This window comes from Variovorax boronicumulans (assembly GCF_029892485.1).
In the GTDB taxonomy this organism is placed as follows: domain Bacteria; phylum Pseudomonadota; class Gammaproteobacteria; order Burkholderiales; family Burkholderiaceae_C; genus Variovorax; species Variovorax boronicumulans_B.
Map to the genome: position 1 here is coordinate 516082 of NZ_JARXVG010000001.1, position 23694 is coordinate 539775.

Consider the following 23694-nt stretch of genomic DNA (forward strand, 5'->3'; position numbering starts at 1 on the left):
CAACCCGGCCGCCGCCCCCGAAAGGCCGGCGCCATGAACACCTCGATCGTCGAGCACCTCAGGCGCGCTGGCCGCCTGGACCGCATGTTTGTCGACGGCGAGTGGGTCGTGTCCGACACGCAAGCCCGCAGCGCCGTCGTCGACCCATCGACCGAAGAGCCCGTCGCCGAGATCGCGCTGGGCAGTGCAGGAGACGTCGACAAAGCCGTGGCTGCCGCGCGGCGAGCCTTCGCAGCCTGGTCCGCGAGTTCCGCCGAGAACAGGGCCCTGCTTCTGGATCGCATCCACGCCCTGATCCTGGAGCGTGCCGAACTGTTCGCGCAGGCGATCTCGCTGGAGATGGGCGCTGCCATCGGCTTTGCGCGCAGCACGCAGGTGCCGTCCGCGGCGGCGCACATCCGCGTGGCCCGGGACAACGCGCGCGGTTATGCGTTCGTCACCCACCGGGGCGACATGGCCCTGATGCGCGAGGCCATCGGCGTGTGCGGCCTCATCACGCCGTGGAACTGGCCGCTCTACCAGATCACCGCCAAGGTCGGTCCCGCCCTCGCCGCGGGATGCACGGTCGTCCTGAAGCCCAGCGAGCTGTCGCCCCTGAGCGCCCTGCTCTTTGCCGAGGTGATGCACGACGCCGGCACGCCGCCGGGTGTGTTCAACCTGGTGAACGGCAGTGGGCCGGAGGTCGGCGCCGCGTTGGCGGAGCATCCCGACGTGGACATGATCTCGATCACCGGATCGACCCGGGCCGGCGTGCTGGTTGCCCAGGCGGCGGCCCCGACGGTCAAGCGCGTGGCCCAGGAGCTTGGAGGGAAGTCGCCGAACGTGATCCTGCCGGACGCGGACCTGCTGCGCGCCGTGCCGCCCGGCGTGGCGGCCGGCTTCCGCAACGTCGGCCAATCCTGCAGCGCGCCGACGCGCATGATCGTGCCGCGCGCGCGCCTCCAAGAGGTCGAACGGATTGCGCTCGAAGCGGCATCCGGCATCGCCGTGGGCGATCCGCGTTCGCAGCAGACGACGCACGGCCCGGTGGCGAACCGTGCGCAGTTCAACCGGGTGCAGGAAATGATCGGCATCGGCATCGCCGAAGGCGCACGGCTCATTTGCGGCGGGCCCGGGCGGCCGGAAGCCTTGGACCGCGGTTTCTATTGCCGTCCGACCATCTTCACCGAGGTGCACTCCCGAATGCAGATCGCGCAGGAAGAGATCTTCGGCCCGGTGCTCGCGATCATTCCGTACGACAGCGTGGACGAGGCCGTGGAGATCGCCAATGACACCGTCTACGGCCTGGGCGCCCATGTGCAGGGGACCGACCTTGGCGCGGCGCGTGCGGTCGCTGCGCGCATCCGCTCCGGGCAGGTGCACATCAACTATCCGGCCTGGAATCCGCACGCCCCCTTCGGCGGCTACAAGCGTTCGGGAAACGGCCGCGAATACGGAACGGAAGGTCTGGAGGAGTACCTGGAAACCAAGGCCATTCTTGGCTTCCAGGACGCCCCGTCCCCCGGTACCGAGTGACTGACCGACAGCTTTCAGTGAAGACATTGCGCATCGCGCAGGAGCAATCAATGACCATGGCCCTGGTACTGCATCGCGCCGACGGCGCATCCGTTTCAACCGCCTTCCGCAGGGCGCCGTTCGGCAAGGACGATCCTTTTGCACGGCATCGCGAGATCGCGTGGGAAGGACCGGGCGCGATGAGCGCGGGCCGGACCAGCTTCATCGGCGAGCTCGACGTCGCGAGCTATCCCCACATCGAAACCATCGTCGTGGTCGAAGGAGAGCTGACGCTGACGGCGGCCGGGGCGGCCCCGCTGGTGGTCGGCCCCCAGGCGGGCGTCGTCATCGGATGCGGTACCTCGCTTCATATCGAGGCCGCATCCCGCGTGCGTTTCGTGTTCTGCGCGGCCGCCTGCGAAAAACCGACGCGGCTCGGCCTCTTTCCCCTGCACGCCGACGCCAACTTCAAGCCCTCCGCCACGTTGCCCGCGGACGTGCTGCTGGGCCCCTCGCCGGAATGCCGCAGCGACAACGTCTTCGTCGACGACGGCGCGCAGTACAGTGCCGGCGCGTGGGACTCGACGCCCTACCACCGCATCGTTCGCCCGCATCGCGTGAACGAGTTCATGCATCTGCTGGCCGGCAGCGTGCGGTTCGCCGCCCCGGACGGCAGCGTGCTGTCGGCGGGCACGGGCGATGCGCTCTTCGTGCCGCAGGGTGCACCGATCGGTTGGGAAAGCAACGATCGCGTGGCGAAGTTCTACGTGGTCCAGAGCGTCCAGGCCTGAGCTGTCGAGCGAGCTGCGTCATGTCCCCACCGCTGAACCACATCCACACTTCCTCCGAGCTGCCGGCCTCCGCCGATGTCGTCGTGATCGGCGGCGGCATCATCGGTGTCTTTACCGCCTACTACCTGGCCAGGCGCGGCGTCTCGGTCGCCTTGGTCGAGAAGGGAAGGATCGGCGCCGAGCAATCGAGCCGCAACTGGGGCTGGTGCCGGCAGCAGAACCGCGATGCGCGCGAACTGCCGCTGGCGAGCAAGAGCCTCGATCTCTGGGAACGCTTTGCCGCCGAGAGCGGCGAAGACACCGGATTCCATCGCTGCGGGCTGCTGTACCTCAGCAACGACGAGGCCGAAATCTCCCGCTGGGCGAGCTGGCGCGAGTTTGCGAAAAGCGCAGGCGTGACGACCCACATGCTGAGTGGCCGCGAGGCCGCCGAGCGCGGGCAGGCCACCGGCCGCGCCTGGAAAGGCGGGGTCTTCTCGCCCAGCGACGGCACCGCCGATCCCGGCAAGGCGGCACCGGCCGTGGCGGCGGCGCTCATCAAGCTGGGTGGCAGCGTCCACCAGAATTGCGCGGCGCGCGGCATCGAGACGGAAGGCGGACGGGTCAGCGGCGTGATCACGGAAGCCGGGGTCATCAAGACCCGGACGGCCGTGATGGCCGGCGGCGCCTGGGCCTCCTCGTTCTGCCGCCAGCTGGGCATCCGTTTTCCGCAGGCTTCGGTGCGGCAATCCATCCTGAGCGTGTCCGCTGTGGAACAGCGCTTGCCGGACGCTGTGGTCAGCGCGGGCGTCTCCGTAACGCGCCGCAGCGACGGACGCTACGCGCTGGCCATCAGCGGCCGCGCACGCGTGGACCTGACAGGCCAGTTCATGCGCTTCGCTCCGCAGTTCGTGCCGATGTTCGCCAAGCGCTGGCGCAACCTTCGCCCGGGTGGCCTGGAAGGCATCCGGGGCGGCCATGAAACGCTGTCGAGATGGCGGCTCGATGCGCCCACGCCGATGGAGCGGGTGCGCATCCTCGATCCCAAGCCCGACATGACCGCGATCAGGGACACCCAACGCCGCGCCATCGAACTGCTGCCCCAACTTCGCGATGCAAGGATCACGCACGCCTGGGCTGGCTACATCGACAGCACGCCGGACGGGGTTCCCGGCATCGGCGAGGTGCCGGGTGTGCCTGGCTTCATTCTGGCCGCGGGGTTTTCGGGGCACGGCTTCGGCATCGGCCCTGGCGCCGGCCACCTGATCGCGGACATTGCCAGCGGTGCCGAACCGATCGTGGACCCGGCACCTTATCGGCCGGAGCGGTTCAGCGGTACAGCCTGGGGCAAGGTCGCGGATTTCTAGGACCGAATCGACACCGAGCGAATGGAGCGGAACATCACGCCCTTGAACGCCATCATGGCGCGCGAATCATGACCGCCATGACAACCCGGCCCGGCGACAACGACGATGAGGTGGCGCTGGTCCCGTTTGCCGTGGAACACCTGGAAGGCGCCCTCCAGCTTTCGCAGGAGATGTCCTGGCCCTACCGGCTCGGGGACTGGGCCTTCGCGCTCGAGCTCGGCCAGGGTTTCGTGCTCCGCAACGGCGCCGGCACAGTGATCGCGACCGCAGCCTGGTGGGCATATGGCGAGGCCCATGCTTCAGCCGGGATGATCATCGTGGCCAAGGCTGCCCAAGGCCGTGGTCACGGGGCCCGGCTGATGGATGCGCTGTTGGCAGCGGCGCACCCGCGGACCATCACGCTGAACTCGACGGCCGAAGGCCTGGCGCTCTATGAGAGGCGCGGCTTTGTCCGCATCGGTGCCGTCCATCAGCATCAAGGCGTTCCCTGCGGGCACCACCAGGCGCCGCCGGCCAGCCTTGTCAGGGCGATGGCGCCATTGGATATCGAGGAGGTCTCGCGTCTCGACCGGCAGGCCACTGGCTGGGCCAGGCGACAGATGCTGGATCGCCTCATCCAGGCAGGTGACGGTCACGTGCTCGTGCGCGACGGCGAGACGCGCGGCTATGCCATTTCACGCCCCTTCGGCCGCGGGCACGTCATCGGTCCCGTGGTCGCCGAAAGTGCGGCCGATGCGCGCGCCTTGATCGAAGCCGCGCTCGCACGGCTCGGCCAGGTTTTCGTCCGCGTCGACACCGCCGCCACCTCGCAGCTCGGGGACTGGCTGGAAAGCATCGGCCTGCGCCAGGCTGGTGACGCCACCACCATGGTCAAGGGGCCGCACATTCCTCCGGCGGGGCCGGCACGCATGTTCGCGCTGGCCAACCAATCGTTCAACTAGGAGACATCGCGATGCTGCGCTCGAAGACGTGGGATACCCCGCCATGAAGCTGACTTCGTACTGGCTAGACACCTCCGAACCCTTCCGCAGTGCCGCTGCAGGACCCGTGCAGGGCAACTGCGACGTGGCGGTGATCGGCGGCGGCCTGACCGGCTGTTCGGCTGCGCTGGCGCTTGCCAAGAAGGGAGCACGCGTGCTGCTCCTGGAAGCCGAGACCGTCGGGCACGCCGCCTCCGGTCGCAACGGCGGCATGTGCAACAACGGCTTTGCCCAGGACTACGGCACGATGTCGGCCAAGCTCGGCAAGGAAGCCGCCGACCGGCTCTATCGAGCCTTCGATACCGGCGTCGATACGGTCGAGCGCCTGGTCGCGGAAGAGAAGATCGACTGCAGCTTCGCGCGCGTTGGCAAGATCAAGCTCGCGGCCAAGCCCGAGCACTACGACAAGCTCGCGCGCAGCCAGGAACTGCTGGCAGCCAATGTCGACCCCGACACCGAGATGGTGAGCCGTGCAGACCTCGCCCGCGAGGTCGGATCGGACCGCTTCTACGGCGGGCTGATCTACCGCAAGGGCGCCGGCATGCATGTCGGGCGCTTCGTGCGCGGCCTGGCGGAAGCGGCGGCGCGGCGTGGCGTGGAGATTCACGAACATGCGCCGATGACAGCCCTGCGACCCGTCCCCGGCGGAGGGCACCAGATCGAAACGCCGAAGGGTCGGCTCAACGCCTCGCAGGTTCTGCTGGCGAGTGGAACCTCGCAGACGGGGCCGCTGGGCTGGATTCGACGCCGCATCGTGCCGGTCGGCGCTTTCCTGATCGTTACCGAGCCACTGCCGACAGAGACGCTCGACCGGCTGTTGCCGCGGCGCCGGATGGCCGTCGATACGAAGAACCTGGTCAACTACTTCCGCACGACGCCGGACAACCGGCTGCTCTTCGGCGGACGCGCCCGCTTCGCCGTTTCCAACCCGAACTCCGACGAGAAGAGCGGCGCGATCTTGCGCGCGGCATTGCACGACGTCTTTCCCGAGCTTCGCCAAGCGCGCATCGACTATTGCTGGGGCGGCATGGTCGACATGACCCGCGACCGCCTGCCGCGCGCCGGCGAGCGCAATGGCATCTACTACTCGATGGGCTACAGCGGCCACGGCACCCAGATGTCGACCCTGATGGGGACGATCATGGCGGAAGTCATGGACGGGCGCGCCGAACTCAATCCATGGAAAGACTTCGATTGGCCCGCGATCCCGGGGCATGTGGGACCGCCGTGGTTCCTGCCCCTGGTAGGAGCCTATTACCGGCTCAAGGACAAGCTGGCCTGAAACCGGTGGGTGGACGACGCGACTGCGCGCCAGGCGCGATCCACTCCCCGAACTGCGCCGCCAAAAATGTCGCGCGCCCTTCGGATTGACCAAGAAACTGCTCGGTATCCACAGCGATATGGCATCTCCTGCAGAGGGGGCAAACCTAGACTTGTTTCCTCTCAACGCAGCAGGTCTACCGATGATCTTCAAACCCAAATTCATCAGCTTCGATTGCTATGGCACGCTCATCAACTTCGAGATGGGCCCGACGGCAAAGGTCTTGTTCAAGGACCGCGTTCCAGCCGACCGGATGCCGGCGTTCCTGGACAGTTTCAAGGCCTACCGCCTCGATGAGGTGCTGGGCGACTGGAAGCCTTTTTTCGACGTGGTGGAAAACGCCATCCAGCGCACCTGCAAGGCCCACGGCATCGAATGCCTGGCATCGGATGCAGTCTCCCTGTACGACGCCGTGCCGAACTGGCAGCCGCATCCGAATGTGGTCGAAGTGCTCGAAGCGATTGCGCCGCACGTGCCGCTGGTGATCCTGTCTAACTCGATGGTCGACCTCATTCCCCACAGCGTCGCGCACCTCAAGGCGCCTTTCCACGCGGTCTACACCGCCGAGGAAGCGCGCGCCTACAAGCCGCGCATGCAGGCCTTCGAGCACATGTTCGACCGGCTGGGGTGCGGGCCCGACCGGATGATGCACGTCTCCTCGAGCTTCCGGTACGACCTGATGACGGCGTCCGATCTCGGCTTCATGGCCAAGGCCTTCATCGACCGGGGCCACGAACCCACGTCGACCGAATACGGCGTGAACCGCCTGACAGACGTTCGCCAGCTCCCCGCCCTGCTCGGACTCTGATGGCCAGCCTCGACTCCTCCCCTGGCCGCCAGGGAGCGATGCCCGAAGGACGCCCGGACGAGGCCGCCGAACTGGGCACCGCCGTGCCCGACCTGGCGCCGGCCGAGGTGCAGGCGCTGGTGGCGCGCCTCTACGGCATGGAGGTCGGCGTGAAGGCGCTGGCCGGCGAGCGCGACCAGAACTGCGCGCTGGAATCCGCCGACGGCACGCGCTACGTGTTCAAGATCAGCAACCCGTCGGAGCCGGTGTCCCTGGTCGATTTCCAGATCGCCGCCATCGAGCACATTGCCCGCACCTCGCCCGGCCAGCCGGTCCCCCGCGTCGTGCGAATGCTCGACGGGCGTGCGCGCGGCACCGTGGCGCTCGCCGACGGCACCCCCACCACCGTGCGCATGCTCACCTACCTGGAGGGCATCCAGATCCGGGAGACACCACGCACCGCCGCCCAGCGCATCTCGATGGGCAGAAGCCTGGCCGAACTGAACCTTGCCCTGCGGGACTTCACGCATCCCGCGGCCACGCACGACCTGCTGTGGAACGTGTCGGCAGCGCACCGGCTGACCACGCAACTCGACAGCCTGGCCGAAGGACCGCGGCGTGCGCTGGCCCGGTCGTTCATGGCGCGCTTCACCGAGCATGTGCTGCCTCGCCTCGCGTCGGTGAGGGCGCAGGTGATCCACAACGACTACCACCTCTACAACGTGCTGGTCGCGCCCAATGACCCGGTGCGCATCACCGGCATCATCGATTTCGGCGACATGCTCCATGCGCCACTGGTCGGCGAGGTGGCGACGGCCGCAGCCTTCCACATGACCGGCAGCGCGGACCCGTTCGAAGGGCCGGCGCAGTTCGTCGGCGCCTACCAGTCCGCTCTGCCGCTGACCGCGCCGGAGCAGGACGTCGTGGCCGACCTCATGGCGACGCGCCATCTCATCACCGCGTTGATTTCGGAGTGGCGCGCCCTGCGCTATCCCGACAACCGCGCCTACATCCTGCGGCACAACCCCGCGGCCTGGGAGGGGCTGTCGCAGATGGCAGACCTCTCCCGCCACGAAGCGCGCGACCGCCTGCTGACCCCCACACGAACCGGAGCCTCTTCATGAAAACCACCGCCGACTTCAACATGGTCAACGCCTACATTCCCGGCCGCGCCAACGTCGGGCCCGCCACCGAGGCGATGATCGAGCGGCGCAATGCGCTGCTCGGCCCGGCCTACCGGCTGATGTACGAACACCCGCTGCACATCGTGCGCGGCGACGGCGTCTGGCTGATGGACCCGGAAGGCCGCCGCTATCTCGATGTCTACAACAACGTCACCTCGCTCGGCCACTGCCATCCCGCGGTGACCGAGGCGATCTGCCGCCAGGTGCAGACGCTCGCGACCAACACGCGCTACCTGCACGACACCATCCTCGAACTGGCCGAGCGCCTGATCGCGAGCGTGCCCGGAACGGACCTCGCCCACCTGATGCTCACCTGCACCGGCAGCGAGGCCAACGACCTGGCCTACCGCATCGCCAAGGTGCGCACGGGCGGCACGGGGGTGATCGTCACCGACACGGCCTACCACGGCATCACCGATGCGGTGTCGCAGTTCTCGCCATCGCTCGGAGTGACGGTCGCCCTCGGTCCGCACGTTCGCCTGGTGCCGGCGCCGCGCCAGTACCACGCGGAAGGCGCCGACCTTGGAGATCGCTTCACGCGCGACGTGGAGGCGGCGATCGCCGACCTGCAGCGGCACGGCATCAAGCCGGCAGCCCTGATCGTCGATTCGCTTTTCACCAGCGACGGCATCCTGCCCGAGCCAGCAGGTTTCCTGAAGGGAGCGGTCGAGGCGATCAAGCGCGCTGGCGGCCTCTTCATCGCCGACGAGGTGCAGCCCGGATTCGGCCGCACGGGTGAGCACATGTGGGGCTTTCAGCGCCATGGCCTGGTCCCCGACATCGTCACCCTCGGCAAGCCGATGGGCAACGGCCAGCCGATCGCGGGCCTTCTTGCGACCGCCGACGCGCTGGCGGAATTCGGCAAGCACTCGCGCTACTTCAACACCTTCGCCGGCAACACGGTCTCGTGCGCAGCCGCACTGGCAGTGTTGGAGACCGTCGAGCGGGAGCGGCTTCTGCCGCACGCCGCCCAGGTCGGCAAGTTGCTGCGCGACGGCATCGCCGGGCTCGCTGCAAGGCATGAGGCCATCGGCGACGTGCGGGGGGCGGGTCTCTTCGTCGGGGTCGAGCTCGTATCGAACCGCGCGACACGCGCGCCGGACCGCGGCCTGACCAGCCGGGTGGTCAACCTGATGCGCGACAAGGGCGTGCTCCTCAGCGCCTGCGCCCAGGGGCACAACGTGCTCAAGATCCGTCCGCCGCTGGTGCTGTCGGCGGAGCAGGCCGGCATGGTGATCGAGGCGTTAGACGCATCGCTCTCCGAGGCGCAGCACACCCCGCAGGAATCCACTTGAACGGACGATGGCGCGATGAGATCAGCAGTTTCGTTCGACCGGTTCGACCTCAAGATCCTTGTGCATCTCCAGCGCGAGGGACGTTGCTCGAACGTCGACCTGGCCGAATCGGTGGGCCTGAGCCCCAGCCCGTGCCTGCTGCGCACCAAGCGCCTGCAGGAGACCGGGCTGATCCGCGGCTACGGCGCCGACGTCGCGCTGGAAAAGCTGGGGGACCACGTCATCGTTTTCTCGGAGGTCACCATCAGCAGCCACCGCCCACATGATTTCCGCAGGTTCGAGGAAGCCGCCGCGAAGTACGAGGAGATCGTCGAGTGCTACAACGTCAGCGGCGGCTACGACTACTTGCTGAAGATCGTGGCGCCGGGCGTTGGCTACTTTCAGGCGCTGATGGAAAAGATGCTCGAAAACGAGATTGGCATCGAGCGCTTCGCCAGCCGGATCGTCTTGCGCCAATCGCCGGGGCGCCGCGGATATCCGCTGGGCATCATCGCGACGCAGAAGCGTTGGGAGTGAGGGTTGTGCGTCTCGTGATCTCAAATTCGCGAGGAAGCAGAAGGCATCGGATCATTCCGAAGACTCCGTATCGACGTGTCCGGAGAACATGATCTGGATTGCGGCGGAGATGGTGAAAGCGCTTCGGCGATGGCTTGTGCGCCCTTCGTGCGGCGCGCAAAATCGCACTCCCGACCTGGAGGATGGAACATGACGATTCCGTACTTTGTCCTCACGCGCGATCAGCGCGAAGTTCCTCTGAATGTGCTTGGCACGCAAGTCACCGTCCTGGCGTCGAATGCGGCAACCCAGAGCTATGGGATCACCTTTCAACAAGGTGACGAGGGAACCGGTCCGCCGCCGCACAGCCACGATTGGGACGAATCCTTCTACGTCCTCGACGGCGAGATCGACTTTCACTGCGACGGGCGCGTCCACGCTTGTCATCCTGGAACGCTTGTGCACGTGCCGCGCGGAACGGTGCACGGATTTCAATACGGCAAAGGTGGTGGGCGGATGCTGGAGATCACCGGGGAAGGCGCGTTGGCTGCCCAGATGTTCACGGCTGTCGATCATGAGGTTCCAGCGGGGCCGCCTGATGTGCCGGCACTGCTGGCTGTTCTTGAGCGCCATGGGGTCACTGTGGCCGCCTGAGCGGCCCGCCGGGTTCGTCCACGCCTCTATCTTGCGGCTGCCTTGGGCCAACCGATGTGTGCGGCGCGACGAAGACTGGCTTTCACAACCTGGCGATGAAAAGGAGCGATGACCGATATGTAGGCTCGGCCCAGGAGGTTGTGGCAGTGGACGACGGTTGAGACAGTCAGTTGTCCACCGAGTGTTGGAGACAAGTCGGGCGTGTGGAGTACCGACAGTCTGAAATCAAGATGCTTGTCGTCCTCGCCCAGGACGATCTCGGTTGCGCTTCTGGCGTAGACCTTGAAGATACCAATGCGGTCGGCGTCGGCTTCGCTGGAGAGCGTCGCGAGGTGCTTGGCGGTCTTCAGACCAAAGGATGCAACGATTGCATCCCGGATGTTGGTGAGCCATCCGATCCAGGATGGCTGCTGCGCAATGAGAAACCGCCACAGGACATCCGGATCGCTTGAGGTGCCAAAGGGAAGCTGAACCGCAAATGCGTCTGCGAGGTTCATTGATTCATAAATGGTAGCGACGGCAGACTGCGTGGGGAGAGCAACCGGCTTTACTGGCGTGAGTTCGCTTGGCATGAATGACACTCCGAGGCTTGGCCCCCGATCCTCGCATCTTATGCGTGGAAGTCCGCACTGGATCCCATAGGGGCACACCAGTGAAAAAGCTCAGCCTCCTGTTCGTTGCGGTATTCGCTCAAGAGCTGTCTCCACAGCGGATCGAAATCACCTCAACCCTCCACACTCCCCGCAATCCACTCCCTCACCCACCGATGCCCCGCATCCCGATGCCGCCGCTCATGCCACAGCATCGCCATCTCATACCCCGGCACTTCCAGCGGCGCCTCCACCACGCGTAGCCCCGGTGCGCCACGCGCGAGCCGCTCGGGCAGCATCGCCACCATGTCGGTCTCGGCCAGCACCGACATCATGAAAAGAAAGTGCGGCACCGACAGCGCCACGCGCCGCGACAAGCCCATCTGCGCCAGCGCCTCGTCCGTCGGCCCGGTGAACCCGCCACCGGCTGGCGACACCACCACATGCTCCAGCGCACAGAACTGCGCGAGCGTCGGCCGCCGCTTCAGCCGCGGATGCCCCGCCCTCCCCGCCAGCACATAGCGCTCGTTGAACAGCACCCGCCGATGCAATCCAGGCGGAGCCCCCACGCTCGTGTGAAAGAACAGATCGATCTCGCCATGCTCCAGCTGCCGCGCCATGCGCGACGGCACCGCCTCCACCACGGCCAGCCGCGTGTTCGGCGCCGCCATGCGCAAGCCGGCCAGCCCAGGCAGCAGGATGGCCGACTCGGCATAGTCGGCTGCGGCCACGCGCCAGGTGGTGGTGGCCTCTGCGGGATCGAAGGGCTTGGTCGGCGCCACCGCGCGGCCCAATGACTCCAGCGCTTCGCGCAGCGGCTCACGCAGTTCCTCGGCGCGCGCGGTCGGCCGCATGCCGCGTTGCGCGGGCACCAGCAGCGGGTCGGCGAAGGCCTCGCGCAGCTTGGCGAGCTGCACGCTCACCGAGGGCTGCGAAAGGTTCAGCCGCTCGGCGGCCCGGGTGACGTTGCGCTCCGTGAGCAGCACGTCGAGCGTGACGAGCAGGTTGAGATCGAGACGGCTGAAATTGTTCATGGCAATGGCTGGAATTCGAACTATTCATTTCCAATATATCGCCACCGCTCCTAACCTGCGTGCATGTTCTTCATTCCACAGGTTGATTCCAAGTGAAAGTCCTCCTCGTCCACGCCCATCCCGAAGCCCGCTCGCTCAACGGCTCGCTGAAAAACTTCATGGTGGAGCGCCTCACGCAATCGGGGCACGAAGTGCGCGTGTCCGATCTCTACGCGATGCAATGGAAGGCGCCGCTCGATGCGGCCGACTTCAGCCACCTCGAGCCCGGCGCGCACTTCGATCCGGTGCTCGATTCGCAGCGCGCCTTCGAGGCCGGCACGCAGCCCGACGACATCGCGGGCGAGCAGGCCAAGCTGTTGTGGGCCGATGCGGTGATCTTCCAGTTTCCGCTCTGGTGGTATTCGATGCCCGCCATCCTCAAGGGCTGGGTCGAGCGGGTGTATGCCTACGGATTTGCCTACGGCGTGGGCGAGCACTCCGACACGCACTGGGGCGACCGCTTCGGCCAGGGCGTGATGGCAGGCAAGCGCGCAATGCTGGTGCTCACCACCGGCGGCTGGGCGCCGCACTACAGCCCGCGCGGCATCAACGGGCCGATGGACGAGCTGCTGTTCCCCATTCACCACGGCATCCTCTACTACCCGGGCTTCGATGTGCTGCCGCCCTTCGTGGTCTACCGCACGGGCAAGGTCGACGATGCCGCCTACGCGCGCATCACCGTGGAACTCGGCGACCGGCTCGATGCGCTGTGGACGACAGCGCCGATCGCGTTCCGGCCGCAGAACGCGGGCGACTACGAGATCCCCGCCCTCACCCTGCGGCCCGACGTGGCGCCGGGCCGCACCGGGTTCGCGGCGCACGTGGCCGATTGACGATCAGGGCAGCACGGGGTTGGCCGATGCGTTCGCAATGGCCGCATCGGCATCGACGCGCAGCATGAAGCGCTTGGCCACCAGGTCGTTGGCCGCGCTGGTCACGGCTGCGACGTAGCCGGCCTGGTCGGTGTAGCGCTCCTGCAGAGAGAGCCTTGGGTCGGTCGTGCCGGCGCGCAGCGCGACCGTCTTCACGAACGGGAAATACGAACCGAAGAGCCCCGCCTGGTCGATGGTGGCCGGCTTGTTCGTGTAGTTCCAGCCGGTGTTGGTGCCCACGGGCACGGCCACGTCGAGGCTGCGGATGCCGGCGATGTCGTTGCCGTCCGCATCCACCTGCGGCACGAGGATCGCGTAGTCGCGGCCCAGGTACGCAGGCGGCACCTGGGTGGCGATGCCGGTCTCGTCCTGCGGGCGGTAGCCGGGGCCCCAGTCGAGCAGCGAGTAGGTGTTGACCAGGCCCGTGTAGTTCGCACCCGGAATGGCCGGGAACTTGACCTGCGGCGGGCGCACCAGCGTGGCGTCGGCGAGCCTGGGCACCTGGCTGTCGGGTGGCGTCGTTCCCTTCACGACCCAGTCCTCGAGGTTCTGGTACAGGGCGCGCACGACGGGTATGACGCTGGTGTTCGCATTGGTCGTGTAGAGCGCGCCGGCGCTCGCGCCCGGCAACGATGCAAGGCCCAACAAGTGGTGCGTGCTCGCGTAGTAGTAGATGCGCGCATTGGCCGGCTGCACGAGGTCGGTGGTGCCCCATGCATCGGTGAGCAGCGGCGAGCCCTGCAGCACATAGAACTCCGTGCCGCTGAAGCCGATGAAGAGCTTGGGGCAGGTGCCGCTCGCCTCGCAGCGCGAGAGGATGCCGCCGCGGCGCTGGGCCACGTCGTCCACATAGTCCTTCGAGAGGCCGCGCGTGCCGGCCTGGCCGAAGGCCGTGTGGTCAGTGCGCACGCCGCCGCCGCCACCGGGAATGGAGAAGCGCATGTTGATGTTGGTCTGCCGCGCGGCGATCTGCGCGAACACGCCGTCGAACACCTTCTGGCCCGCCCGGTCCTCGTTGAAGCCCAGGTGCACGAAGGTCTTCATGAAGTTGCCGCATTGCGAGACGCCCGATGCGATGGTGTTCCTGATGGCCGCGGCTACGGGGTTGGCCGTGCCTGCCGCATCGCTCGCGTCACGATGGAAGAAAGTGATCATGTCGCGCAGCGCGGCAAGGCCGAGGCCCATGACCTTCGGGTCCTTCGCGATGTAGACCAGCTCGTACATGTAGGCCGGGTCCCATTTGTCCTTGAGGCACACGTTGGTCTCGTCGGGTGTGCCGGGGAACGGCGTACCTGCGCCGCATTTTGCGAACTTCCACTCGCTCGCGGGAATGAGCTGGCGCGCATCGCCTTCGTTGATGCGGCGCGTGAGCACGTAGCCGGGCCTTGTGTTGTCCAGGCTCGCGGTCGCGTAGGCCTGCATCGCGGCGTTGAACGGGCCGCCGGGCAGCGGCAGCGAATCGTTCGTCGCGGTGGTGGGCAGCAGTTCGGCGCGGTAGGTGCCGGTGATGCTGCTGCCATCGGCATTCTTCGCGACCGGCACATTCAGCGTGAGCTTGCCGGCGGCCGCGGGCACGTCGCCCTGCCATGCGGCCGTGAGGAACACGTAGCCGCGCGAGGCGAAGTACGGATCGAGGTTCACGATGTTGCCGCGGTTCGGCGCGTCGTAGCGCAGCACGCCGCTGGCCTTGCTCATGTCCTTGGGCTTGAAGAGCACGAAGTCCGAGCTGTACTCGACCTTGCCGTTGGCGTTGAGCGGTGCGAGCTGCAGGTCTTGAATGATCGCGTTGCGCGCGTCCTTCGGGTCGACCTCGCCGGTGAAGGTGCCGCTGATCTTCTCGTAGGTGCCCGCGGTGCCGAAGGTGCCGGGCACGTCCTCGGTCTTGGCGATGGCGAGCTTGAATTTCGGCGCGGTGGCGGCCGGGGGTTGCGTGGTTGGTGGCGGCGTGCCGGCGACGGGCGGCAGCACGAAGCCCCCACCTCCACCGCCGCTACCGCTGCAGGCACTCAGAAAAAGGGCGGCCGAAGCCACCGTGGCAGCCGCAAGGCTCCAGCGTTTCATGGTTTGTCTCCTTTGTGGTGTCCTGTATTCGCGCGGCGCCGATCTCCGCTACGGCGCGCAGGTCACTCGGCTTCGATGCCGGCCGCCTTCACGATGCGGCCCCACTTCTGCGATTCGCCGGCTTGGAACCTGGCCAGTTCCTCGGGCGAGGTGGTGAACACCTCGGTGCCGGTGGGTTCGTAGAAGCCGGTCTTCGCCGACTCGCTCTTCGCGGCCTTCACGAGCAGCTCGTTCAGGCGCTTGACGACGGCGGGCGGCGTCTTCGCGGGGGCATAAGCGGCGAACCAGTAGCCCATCTCGTAGCCCTTCACGCCGGCCTCGGAAATGGTGGGCACGTCGGGTGCGAGCGGCGAGCGGCTGGCGCTGGACATGCCCAGCGCGCGCAGCTTGCCGCCCTTCACTTGCGGCAAGCCCGTGGCGGTGTCGGTGATCATCATGTGGATCTGCCCGCCGAGCAGGTCGGTCACGGCCAGCGTGTTGCTCTTGTAGGGCACATGCAGCAGCTTGATGTCGGCCATCTGCTGCAGCAGCTCACCCGCCATGCGGCTCGACGAGCTGCCGCTTCCGAAGCTGTACTTGCCCGGCTCCTTCTTCGCAAGCGCAACGAACTCGGCCACGGTCTTCGCAGGGAACGACGGGTTCACCACCATGATCTGCCCGCCCTTGCCGAGCGCGGCGATGGGCGCGAAGTCTTTCACCGGGTCGTAGGGCAGCTTCTTGAACAGGTGCTCGTTGGCCGCGTGCGTGGTGTTGGTGGTGATGAGCACGGTGTAGCCATCGGCCGGTGCCTTGGCCACGTTCTGCGAGGCGATGAAGCCGCTCGCGCCGGCCTTGTTGTCGATGATGACGGCCTGCTTTGTTTCCGCCGTGATGCTGTTGCCGAGCGCGCGCGCGATCTGGTCGGTGGCGGTGCCGGCCGCGAAGGGCACGACGAAGGTGATCGACTTTTCGGGGAAGGCCTGCGCGTGGCCCAGCAGCGGGGCCAGCGCGAGTGCCGCGGTCGCTGCGACTAGAGGAAATCGTTTCATTGTTTTGTCTCCGGATGGATGAGTAGGAAAAGTGGAGCGGCGCCGCTATGGCCCTGCAAGCAACGGTTCAAGCGCGCGCGGTATCTGGATCGGCATGTCGAGCAGCAGGAACGAGAGCGCCTTGCCATGCGCATCGAGGTTCAGCGCATCGTTCACGCCACCGTCGAGCACCGCATCGAGCACGAAATTCATCGCATGCAGTTTGGGCAGCACGAAGCGCTGCACGTTCGATGGCGCGCGGTGGCGGAACTGCGCGGCCACGCGCTCGGGCGTGAGCTGCTCGAGCAGCAGCGGATAGAACTCGGCGCGCCAGGCGATGACGCTGATGTTGGAACGGTCGCCCTTGTCGCCGGTGCGGCCGTGGGCGGCGCGGTAAAGAGGGACTTCGATGAGCGGATCGAGCCCTGGCGTCAGGTCGTTCATACGCGGCCTTGCTCCCTCTCCCGCTTGCGGGAGAGGGTTGGGGTGAGGGTGACTGCCGGGGCCTGTGCATGCTCTCTCATCCCCCGCCTTCTCCCGCAAGCGGGAGAAGGAGCCAATACCAACACGCCGCTCATACCAGGTCCTCCGCATTCATCAATTCGAAGCGCACAGGCACCGATTCGCGCGGCAGCAGGCATGAGAGCGTGTTGAGGCGAGGCGTGAGCGCCGTGCGCACCCCGCCGCCGCCCGCGGGGCCGCAGGTGTAGAGCGCCATCACTTCGCGTGCCAGGCGTTCGGCCTGTGCGCGGTCTTCGTGCGTGGCCGCGACGCGCAGGCGCACGTCGCGCAGGCCCGTATCGGGCGTGTCTGCCAATGCGCGGCCGGCGTCGTCGCCGAGGATGCTCAGCGCGCCGATCAGGTCGACGCGCAATGCGAGGCCGTCGAGCCGCTTGCGCAGCACGTCCGCCGCAAGCCGGGCGCGGGCTTCGGCGCGTGGCCCTGCGTAGGAGATTTCGCCCTCGGCCAGCCAGCCGCCTTCGTGGCAGACGTTGACCTTGTAGTGGCTCGGCCGTGCGTGGCCGCGCACACCGGAGAGTTCGACGCGGTCCTTGCCGGGCAGCGCGTGCACCTCGGCATCCGCGATGTCGGCGACCACGTCGGGCGTGAGGTAGGCGCTCGGGTCGTGCACTTCGTACAGCAGTTGTTCCTTCACCGTGGCTTCGCTCACGAGGCCGCCGGTGTTGTCGGCCTTGCCGATGGTGCAGTGGCCATCGGCGTCGATCTCGGCAATCGGAAAGCCGACTGCTTCGAGGCCGGGCACGTCCTTGTAGCCGGGGTCGGCGAAGTAGCCGCCGCAGACCTGCGCGCCGCATTCGAGCAGGTGGCCCGCCATGGTGGCACGGCCGAGGCGGTGCCAATCGTCGGCGCGCCAGCCGAAATCCGACATGGCCGGACCGACCGTGAGCGACGGGTCGGCCACGCGGCCGCACACGACGATCTGCGCGCCCGCATCAAGCGCGGCGGCGATGGGCTCCGCGCCGATGTACGCATTGGCGCTGACAACGCGCAAGCCTTCGACCTGCGCGCCGAGGGCGTCTTTCAACAGCGCGCGGTGCTCTTCGCCCGAGAGGTCATCGCCCTCCACCACCGCGATGCGTGGCGCATCCGCACCCAGCTCGCGCGCCATGCGGGCGATATGGCGCGCCGCGGCACGCGGGTTGGCTGCGCCGAAGTTGCTCACGATGCGTATGCCATGTGCAAGGCAACGCGCGAGCACCGGTCGCAGCATGGCATCGAGCAGCGGCTCGTAGCCAGCCTCGGGGTTGTCACGGCGACGAAGCTGGGCGAGTGCCAGCGTGCGCTCGGCCAGCGTCTCGAAGATCAGAAAGGCGCGCTGCCCGGCGGGCCCATCGGCAAGCCGCGCGATCAGCGTCTCGATCACCGGCCCCGCCGCATCGGTGCGGTCGCCGGAGAAACCAGCCGCGCAGCCGATCAGCAAAGGGGGCAGTGATTGGGCATTCATCGAAGGCCAATGTAGGCAAATGGCTGCGATCCGTAAAATCGAAAATCCGGATCAATTGATCTGCATTTCAAATAACAAGGATGCGCGGAGACATGAAGAAGACGCCCGACCTCTCCACGCGGCAGCTGCGCGCCTTTCTCGCACTGGCCGAGCACCGCAACTTCACGCGGGCGGCGCAGACCAGCCATCTCTCGCAGCCCGCGTTCAGCGCGCTGATCCGCACGCTCGAAGACGCCATCGGCACGCGCCTGTTCGACCGCGACACGCGCAGCGTGCAGCTCACGCCCGAGGGCCGGCTCTTCGAAGGCTCGGCGCGGCGCCTGCTCGACGACATGGGCAGCGCGATGGGCGACCTGGCCGACCATGTGGAGCGCCGCAAGGGCCGGGTGCGCATCGCCGCCCTGCCCTCACTCGCCGCGGGCTGGCTGCCCGCGGTGTTCGCGGAGTTCATGCAGGCATGGCCCGGCATCCGCATCGACCTGGACGATGCGCTGTCGGACGCCTGCGTGGCGCTGGTGCGCAGCGGCCAGGCCGACTTCGCGCTCGCGGCTTCGGGCGCGGCGGCCGACAGCGACCTGCGCGCGCGCGAGCTCTGCACCGACCGCTTTCACCTGGTGTGCCGCGCCGACCATCCGCTCGCGCACGAGGCGCGGCTCACCGTCAAGAAGATCGCGCCCTGGCCCTTCATCCAGATGGCGCGCAACAGCAGCGTGCGGCAGGCGCTCGACGTGGCGCTGCATCCGCTGCGGCTGAATGCGGTGTTCGAGGTGGAGCACCTGGCCACGGTGATGGGCCTCGTGGAGGCGGGGCTCGGCATCAGCGTGGTGCCGGCGCTCACGCTCTTTCACTTCCGTCGCGAGACGCTGGTGACGCGGCCGCTGCCCCTGCCGGCGCTCACGCGCACGCTGTACCTGGTGCAGCGGCGCGAGGGCAGCCTGTCGGTGGCGGCGCAGACGCTGCACGACCTGGTGGTCGCGCGGCTGGGGTCGCTGCAGCTGGACTGAATCTGCGGCGGGCGCGGCGTGCCATGCCGGCGCGCTATATCTCCCAGTGCGAACACGATATTGCTGCGCGGCGGCGCAGCGGGAATAGTGCGGGCATCGCGGCACCAGACCGCACACCACCTCCCAGGAGACACATGAGACATTCCCGCCGCAGCTTCGTCGGCCTGATGCTGACCCTTGCTGCCAGCCGCAGCGCCTTTGCCGCACCGCCCCGCCCGCTGTCTTCCCGCCCCATCCGCCTGGTCGTGCCTTTCGGCGCGGGCGGCGTGGCCGACCTGGTCGCGCGCAGCGTGGCGCAGAAGATGTCGGAGTCGATGGGCCAGAGCATCGTGGTCGACAACAAGCCCGGCGCGGGCGGCGTGGTGGCATCGGACACCGTGGCCAAGGCGCCGGCCGATGGGCACACGCTGCTCCTGATGTCCAACGCCAACGCGGTGAGCGTGGGCCTGTTCAAGTCGCTGCCCTACGACACGGTGAAGGACTTTGCGCCGATCTCGATGCTCGGCTACTTCGACATGGCGATCCTCGCGCCGGGCAACGGCAACTTCAAGACGCTGGCGGAGCTGGTGGCCCACGCCAAGGCGAACCCGGGCAAGCTGAACATCGGCACCATCAACGTCGGCAGCACGCAGCACCTGGCGGGTGAACTCCTCAAGACATCGCTCGGCATCGATGCACAGGTCGTGCCCTTCAACGGCACACCGGCAGTGGTGACCGCGCTGCGCGGCAACCAGGTCGATGTGGCGGTGGAAATTCTTCCGCCCGTGCTCTCGCAGATCGAAGGCAAGGCGCTGCGCGCGCTGGCCGTGATGGGCGAAAAGCGCGCGATCGGGCTGCCCGATGTGCCGACCGTCGCGGAGAGCGGCACGCCCGGTTTCCAGGTCGCCTCGTGGAACGCGCTGGCCGCGCCTGCGGGCACGCCCGCCGAGGTGATTGCGCGGCTGAACACCGAAGCGCTGGCCGCACTGGCCTCGCCCGAAGTGAAGAAGCGGCTGCAGAACCTGGGCGTGGAGCCACGCGGCAGCACGCCGCAGGAACAGGGGCGGCTGCTCGAGAGCGAAATCAAGCGCTGGTCGGCCGTGATCCAGCGCGCAGGCATCCCCAAGCAGTGAACCTCGCCATGAAAACCATCGCCCCTCCCCACCCCCGCCCGAGCGCGCCTGTGTTCCGCCTGCCCGCCGGCGCATGCGACGCGCATTGCCATGTGTTCGGCCCCGGCGACGTGTTTCCGTATTCGGACAACCGCCGCTACACGCCGCCCGATGCGCCCGCCGCCAGGCTGCGCGCGCTGCATGAACTGCTGGGCATCGAGCGCGTCGTGCTGGTGCAGGCCAGCGTGCACGGCCACGACAACCGCGCGATGCTCGACGCCATCGCGCAATCGCCCGACGCTTACCGCGGCGTCGCGATGGTGGGCGCGGGCGTGAGCGATGCCGAACTGGCCGCGCTGCACAAGGCCGGCGTGCGCTCGGTGCGCTTCAACTTCGTGCAGCACCTGGGCGGCGCGCCCGACCTGCCGACGGTGCTGCGCATGGCCGAACGCATCGAGCCGCTGGGCTGGCACCTGGTGCTGCACCTGGATGCGGAAGACCTCGTCACCTACCGCGCGTTCCTGGACACGCTGCCCGTGCCCTTCGTCATCGACCACATGGGCCGCACGATGGTCGAGCACGGTCTCGGCCAGCAGGCCTGCGCCATGATGCTGGACCTGATGCGCGACGAGCGCGCATGGGTCAAGGTGAGCGGTGCGGAGCGCATTTCGCACACGCTCTCCACGCAAGGCCAGCCATATGCGGATGCCGTGCCCTTCGCGCGCCAGCTGATCGCCGCCGCCCCCGACCGCGTGCTGTGGGGCACCGACTGGCCGCATCCCAACGTGCGCGAGATGCCCGACGACGGAAAACTGGTCGACCTGCTGCCGCTGTTCGCCGACGACGCAGTGCAGTTGCAGAAGCTGCTGGTCGACAACCCGACGCGCCTCTACTGGTACGACTGAGCGCCGCCGCGCTCCTCCACCGATACAGCCCCCCGCCGTGGCAGCGCCATGGCGTGCGGCGCGGTGCGCCCGCGCCCTTTGCTTTCAAAGAACAACCGACGAGGAGACAACCCATGAAACGACTGCTACCCACCCTCGCCCTCTGCAGCGCGGCACACGCCGCGTGGGCGCAAGCCGATGCGCCCGCAGCGAGCGCGCAGGTCTACGGCCTGATCGACGCCTTCGCCGGCTCGATGAAACGCAGCGACGACCCCGGCCGCACCAAGGTGCTCAACAGCGGCGGCATGACCACGTCGTTCTGGGGCATCCGTGGCGCCGAGAGCCTGGGCGACGGGCTGCAGGCGCAGTTCGCGCTGGAGAGCTTCTTCCAGGTCGACAGCGGCACCTTCGGGCGCAACAGCACCGATCCGTACTTCTCGCGCAATGCATGGGTCGGGCTCGCGGGCGGCTTCGGCCAGGTGGCGCTGGGGCGGCAGACCAATCCGATGTTCGTGGCCAGCGGCGCGTTCAACCCGTTCGGCACCTCGCTGCAGTTCTCGCCCGTCATGCTGCACACATGGCAGCCGACGTACAACCGCGCGGTGCTCGGCGACAGCGTATGGAGCAACGCGCTGCAGTACACCTCGCCGACCTTCGCCGGCCTGCGCGCCAGCGTGCTCTACAGCATGGGCGAGGTGACGAACCGCAGCGGCGTGCACAACCTGAACCTCACGCTCAACTACGCGGCGGGCCCGTTTGCCGCGGTCGTTTCAGTGCAGCAGGCGCAGACGGGGCCGGGCTTCACCACGACCATCCAGCGGCAGGAGGCTGCGCTCGTCGGCGCCTCCTACGACTTCAAGGTGGTGCAGCTCTACGGCCAGTTGCAGCGCACCCGCACGCCCGACATCCGCACCACGGCCGACACGGCGCAACTGGGCGCGGCCGTTCCGGTGGGTGCGGGCCGCTTTCTCGCATCGGTCGCGCGCACAGACCGCAAGGTGCAGCCCGCCACCGAAACGCATCGCACGACGTGGTCGGTGGGCTATGACCACTTTCTCTCGAAGCGCACCGACCTCTACGCCGTCTACATGCGCGACAAGCTGACGGGCTTCGACGGCCGGGGCAGTCTGGGCGTCGGCATGCGTCACCGCTTCTGAGCTTCGGCGCGCCCGGCCAGGTGCTGCTGCACGAGCTCCCGCAGCAACTCGCCCATGGCGCGCTGCGTGCGCGTGACCGGGCGCTGCGAACTCGCGGCCAGCGCCAGCCGCGTACGCAGGCTGGGCTCCACGATGGGGCGGATGGCATAGCGCTGCAGCCGGCCCGCGTTGGCGACCGCGTTGCGCGACAGCACGGCATGGCCCGCGCCGTCGGCCACCAGCGCCAGGATGGCGGGCACGCCGTCGATCTCCAGCGCGATCTGCGGGCGCCGGCCGATGGCGGCCAGTTCGGCCTCCACCAGCATGCGGATCGCGTTGGGCCGGGTGGGAATCACCAGCGGCTGGTCTGCCAGCTGGCGCAGCGGCAACGGCGCACCGCGGCGCGTGGGGCCGGTGCCCTTGGCGGCGCTGACCAGGAACAGGTCTTCCTCCAGCACCGTTTCGCTGTCCACGTCGGACGACGGCTGCGGGTTGTAGAGCAGCGCCACATCGAGCCGGCCGGTGACGATCGACTCCTGCATCGCGGTTGAAAGGTTCTCGGTAATGGAGAGCGCCGCCTCCGGCAGGCGCTCGCGCGCGGCACGCACCAGCGGCACGGTGAGCACGCCGGCCACACTGGGCGGCAGGCCCACGGCGACACGGCCGGCCAGCGCCTCGCGCGAACGGTTCATGTCTTCCGTTGCGCGTTCGACCTGGTGCAGGATGCCGCGGCCGTGCTCCAGCAGGCGCTTGCCCGCATCGGTGACCACCACGCCGCGCCCGTTGCGCACCAGCAGGTTCTGCCGCAATTCGACCTCCAGCCGGCGCACCTGGCGGCTCAGTGCCGGCTGGGCAATGTCGATCACGATCGATGCACGGGTGAAGCTGCCGAGCTCGGCCACGCGAATGAAGTACTCCAGTTGCTTCAGGTCCATGCCCGGAGGTTATTGGAATTCGGCGCCACCGGGCGGCGCCCGGCGAAGTTTCATGCGGCCGTGGATGCGGCCAGTGCCTGGGCCAGCGCGGCGCGCGCGGTCGGGTTGGGAGTGGGCTCGCCGATCTTGTGCAGCGTGTTGCGGTCGGTGTGTCGGAACGGCTCGGGCTTGCCGAGCACATCGAGCAGCGTGACCTGCTCGTACGACCAGCTGGCGTTGTCGTGAATCGTCACGGAGATGTCGTAGCGCAGCGTCTTGAACGCATGCTCCAGGAACGGGTTCGACAGGATGCCGTTGGTCGCCGCGCCGCGCACCGCCTCGAGCTTGAACGATTTCGCATCGGGTGCCGCGTGCCCCATGGCCATCACGGCCTGCCCGCGGGGAATCGTCAGCGTCTGGATCACCGTGCCGGTGGCGGGCTCCCAGAGCCAGTAGCCGACCTGGTCGTGAAAGCTCTCGACGTCGTCGGGCTTGACGATGCGCACGTGGTAACGCAGCCCGTACAGGATCTGCGGCCCGTTGGTCTGCGCGTCGATGGGCTGGAACTCCGCGTGCTCGACATAAGCCTCCAACTCGTCGCCCTCCGCCCCCGGCGCCACGTCGTGGCCTGACGAACTGGCCCAGATGCCGGCGAGGCCGGTGAGCGGGCCGAGGTTGGCCAGCGTGTACGGATCGGGTTCGGGTTCCGTGTAGATGTCGTGGGGATAATCGGCCATGGTTTTTTTCCT

The 23694-nt window shown here is 67.6% G+C and carries 23 protein-coding genes; 15 read left to right on the forward strand and 8 right to left on the reverse strand.

Annotated features, from left to right (window positions below; genetic code table 11):
* Window positions 1–33 precede the first annotated feature (33 nt).
* The 10 genes from M2282_RS02475 (at window position 34) to M2282_RS02520 (ending at window position 10347) form a co-directional block, all read left to right on the forward strand.
* The gene (locus M2282_RS02475) at window positions 34–1515 is read left to right on the forward strand and encodes an aldehyde dehydrogenase family protein (RefSeq protein WP_280807197.1); all 1482 of its coding nucleotides are present in this window, start codon (window positions 34–36) and stop codon (window positions 1513–1515) included.
* Between the two features lie 50 nt (window positions 1516–1565).
* Window positions 1566–2285, forward strand: coding sequence for a cupin domain-containing protein (locus tag M2282_RS02480; protein WP_280807198.1), 720 nt, complete (start codon window positions 1566–1568; stop codon window positions 2283–2285).
* Window positions 2286–2305: 20 nt separating this feature from the next.
* A complete protein-coding gene (locus M2282_RS02485) occupies window positions 2306–3631 on the forward strand; it encodes an NAD(P)/FAD-dependent oxidoreductase (RefSeq protein ID WP_280807199.1) in 1326 nt (441 codons plus the stop codon).
* A 68-nt stretch (window positions 3632–3699) separates the two neighbouring features.
* A complete protein-coding gene (locus M2282_RS02490) occupies window positions 3700–4572 on the forward strand; it encodes a GNAT family N-acetyltransferase (RefSeq protein ID WP_280807200.1) in 873 nt (290 codons plus the stop codon).
* Window positions 4573–4615: 43 nt separating this feature from the next.
* A complete protein-coding gene (locus M2282_RS02495; RefSeq protein ID WP_280807201.1) occupies window positions 4616–5893 on the forward strand; it encodes an NAD(P)/FAD-dependent oxidoreductase in 1278 nt (425 codons plus the stop codon).
* Window positions 5894–6074: 181 nt separating this feature from the next.
* Entirely contained in the window at window positions 6075–6740 is a 666-nt protein-coding gene (locus M2282_RS02500; protein WP_280807708.1) for a haloacid dehalogenase type II, read from the forward strand.
* Between the two features lie 38 nt (window positions 6741–6778).
* Window positions 6779–7843: a phosphotransferase gene (locus M2282_RS02505; protein ID WP_280807202.1), complete on the forward strand. Its 1065-nt coding sequence runs from the start codon at window positions 6779–6781 to the stop codon at window positions 7841–7843.
* Window positions 7840–9198, forward strand: coding sequence for an aspartate aminotransferase family protein (locus M2282_RS02510; protein WP_280807203.1), 1359 nt, complete (start codon window positions 7840–7842; stop codon window positions 9196–9198). The genes M2282_RS02505 and M2282_RS02510 overlap by 4 nt, the downstream gene beginning before the upstream one ends.
* 15 nt (window positions 9199–9213) lie before the next feature.
* The gene (locus tag M2282_RS02515; protein WP_280807204.1) at window positions 9214–9714 is read left to right on the forward strand and encodes an Lrp/AsnC family transcriptional regulator; all 501 of its coding nucleotides are present in this window, start codon (window positions 9214–9216) and stop codon (window positions 9712–9714) included.
* 189 nt (window positions 9715–9903) lie between these two features.
* Window positions 9904–10347 (forward strand): cupin domain-containing protein, encoded by a 444-nt coding sequence (locus M2282_RS02520; protein ID WP_280807205.1) that lies wholly within the window; start codon window positions 9904–9906, stop codon window positions 10345–10347.
* A gap of 26 nt (window positions 10348–10373) precedes the next feature.
* Here the strand turns inward: M2282_RS02520 and M2282_RS02525 are convergent, their stop codons facing one another.
* On the reverse strand, window positions 10374–10919 hold the full coding sequence (locus M2282_RS02525; protein ID WP_280807206.1) for a DUF2867 domain-containing protein: 546 nt from the start codon (window positions 10917–10919) through the stop codon (window positions 10374–10376).
* 152 nt (window positions 10920–11071) lie between these two features.
* Window positions 11072–11971: a LysR family transcriptional regulator gene (locus M2282_RS02530; protein ID WP_280807207.1), complete on the reverse strand. Its 900-nt coding sequence runs from the start codon at window positions 11969–11971 to the stop codon at window positions 11072–11074.
* A 92-nt stretch (window positions 11972–12063) separates the two neighbouring features.
* Here M2282_RS02530 and M2282_RS02535 point away from each other — a divergent pair, with 92 nt between their 5' ends.
* Window positions 12064–12843, forward strand: a complete 780-nt coding sequence (locus M2282_RS02535; protein WP_280807208.1) for an NAD(P)H-dependent oxidoreductase — start codon at window positions 12064–12066, stop codon at window positions 12841–12843.
* 3 nt (window positions 12844–12846) lie between these two features.
* Here M2282_RS02535 and M2282_RS02540 read toward each other — a convergent pair whose 3' ends face one another.
* The 4 genes from M2282_RS02540 to M2282_RS02555 form a co-directional block, all read right to left on the reverse strand.
* Window positions 12847–14943, reverse strand: coding sequence for an alpha/beta hydrolase domain-containing protein (locus M2282_RS02540; RefSeq protein WP_280807209.1), 2097 nt, complete (start codon window positions 14941–14943; stop codon window positions 12847–12849).
* Window positions 14944–15005: 62 nt separating this feature from the next.
* Complete coding sequence (locus tag M2282_RS02545) at window positions 15006–15971, reverse strand: Bug family tripartite tricarboxylate transporter substrate binding protein (RefSeq protein WP_280807210.1); 966 nt, start codon at window positions 15969–15971, stop codon at window positions 15006–15008.
* 45 nt (window positions 15972–16016) lie between these two features.
* A complete protein-coding gene (locus M2282_RS02550) occupies window positions 16017–16394 on the reverse strand; it encodes an AtuA-related protein (RefSeq protein WP_280807211.1) in 378 nt (125 codons plus the stop codon).
* A 130-nt stretch (window positions 16395–16524) separates the two neighbouring features.
* On the reverse strand, window positions 16525–17916 hold the full coding sequence (locus tag M2282_RS02555) for an acyclic terpene utilization AtuA family protein (protein WP_280807212.1): 1392 nt from the start codon (window positions 17914–17916) through the stop codon (window positions 16525–16527).
* A gap of 92 nt (window positions 17917–18008) precedes the next feature.
* Between M2282_RS02555 and M2282_RS02560 the strand changes: the two genes are divergently transcribed.
* From M2282_RS02560 to M2282_RS02575, 4 genes are all read left to right on the forward strand, one after another.
* Window positions 18009–18920 (forward strand): LysR family transcriptional regulator, encoded by a 912-nt coding sequence (locus M2282_RS02560; RefSeq protein ID WP_280807213.1) that lies wholly within the window; start codon window positions 18009–18011, stop codon window positions 18918–18920.
* Window positions 18921–19054: 134 nt separating this feature from the next.
* Window positions 19055–20032, forward strand: coding sequence for a Bug family tripartite tricarboxylate transporter substrate binding protein (locus M2282_RS02565; RefSeq protein WP_432422859.1), 978 nt, complete (start codon window positions 19055–19057; stop codon window positions 20030–20032).
* Between the two features lie 8 nt (window positions 20033–20040).
* Window positions 20041–20916 (forward strand): amidohydrolase family protein, encoded by an 876-nt coding sequence (locus tag M2282_RS02570; RefSeq protein ID WP_280807214.1) that lies wholly within the window; start codon window positions 20041–20043, stop codon window positions 20914–20916.
* Window positions 20917–21029: 113 nt separating this feature from the next.
* The gene (locus tag M2282_RS02575; RefSeq protein WP_280807215.1) at window positions 21030–22052 is read left to right on the forward strand and encodes a porin; all 1023 of its coding nucleotides are present in this window, start codon (window positions 21030–21032) and stop codon (window positions 22050–22052) included.
* On the opposite strand, the gene M2282_RS02580 is transcribed toward M2282_RS02575, so the two are convergent.
* Together M2282_RS02580 and M2282_RS02585 are read right to left on the reverse strand one after the other, a co-directional pair.
* The gene (locus M2282_RS02580) at window positions 22040–22966 is read right to left on the reverse strand and encodes a LysR substrate-binding domain-containing protein (RefSeq protein ID WP_280807216.1); all 927 of its coding nucleotides are present in this window, start codon (window positions 22964–22966) and stop codon (window positions 22040–22042) included. The genes M2282_RS02575 and M2282_RS02580 overlap by 13 nt on opposite strands.
* Before the next feature lie 50 nt (window positions 22967–23016).
* Entirely contained in the window at window positions 23017–23682 is a 666-nt protein-coding gene (locus tag M2282_RS02585; RefSeq protein ID WP_280807217.1) for an FABP family protein, read from the reverse strand.
* Window positions 23683–23694 lie beyond the last annotated feature (12 nt).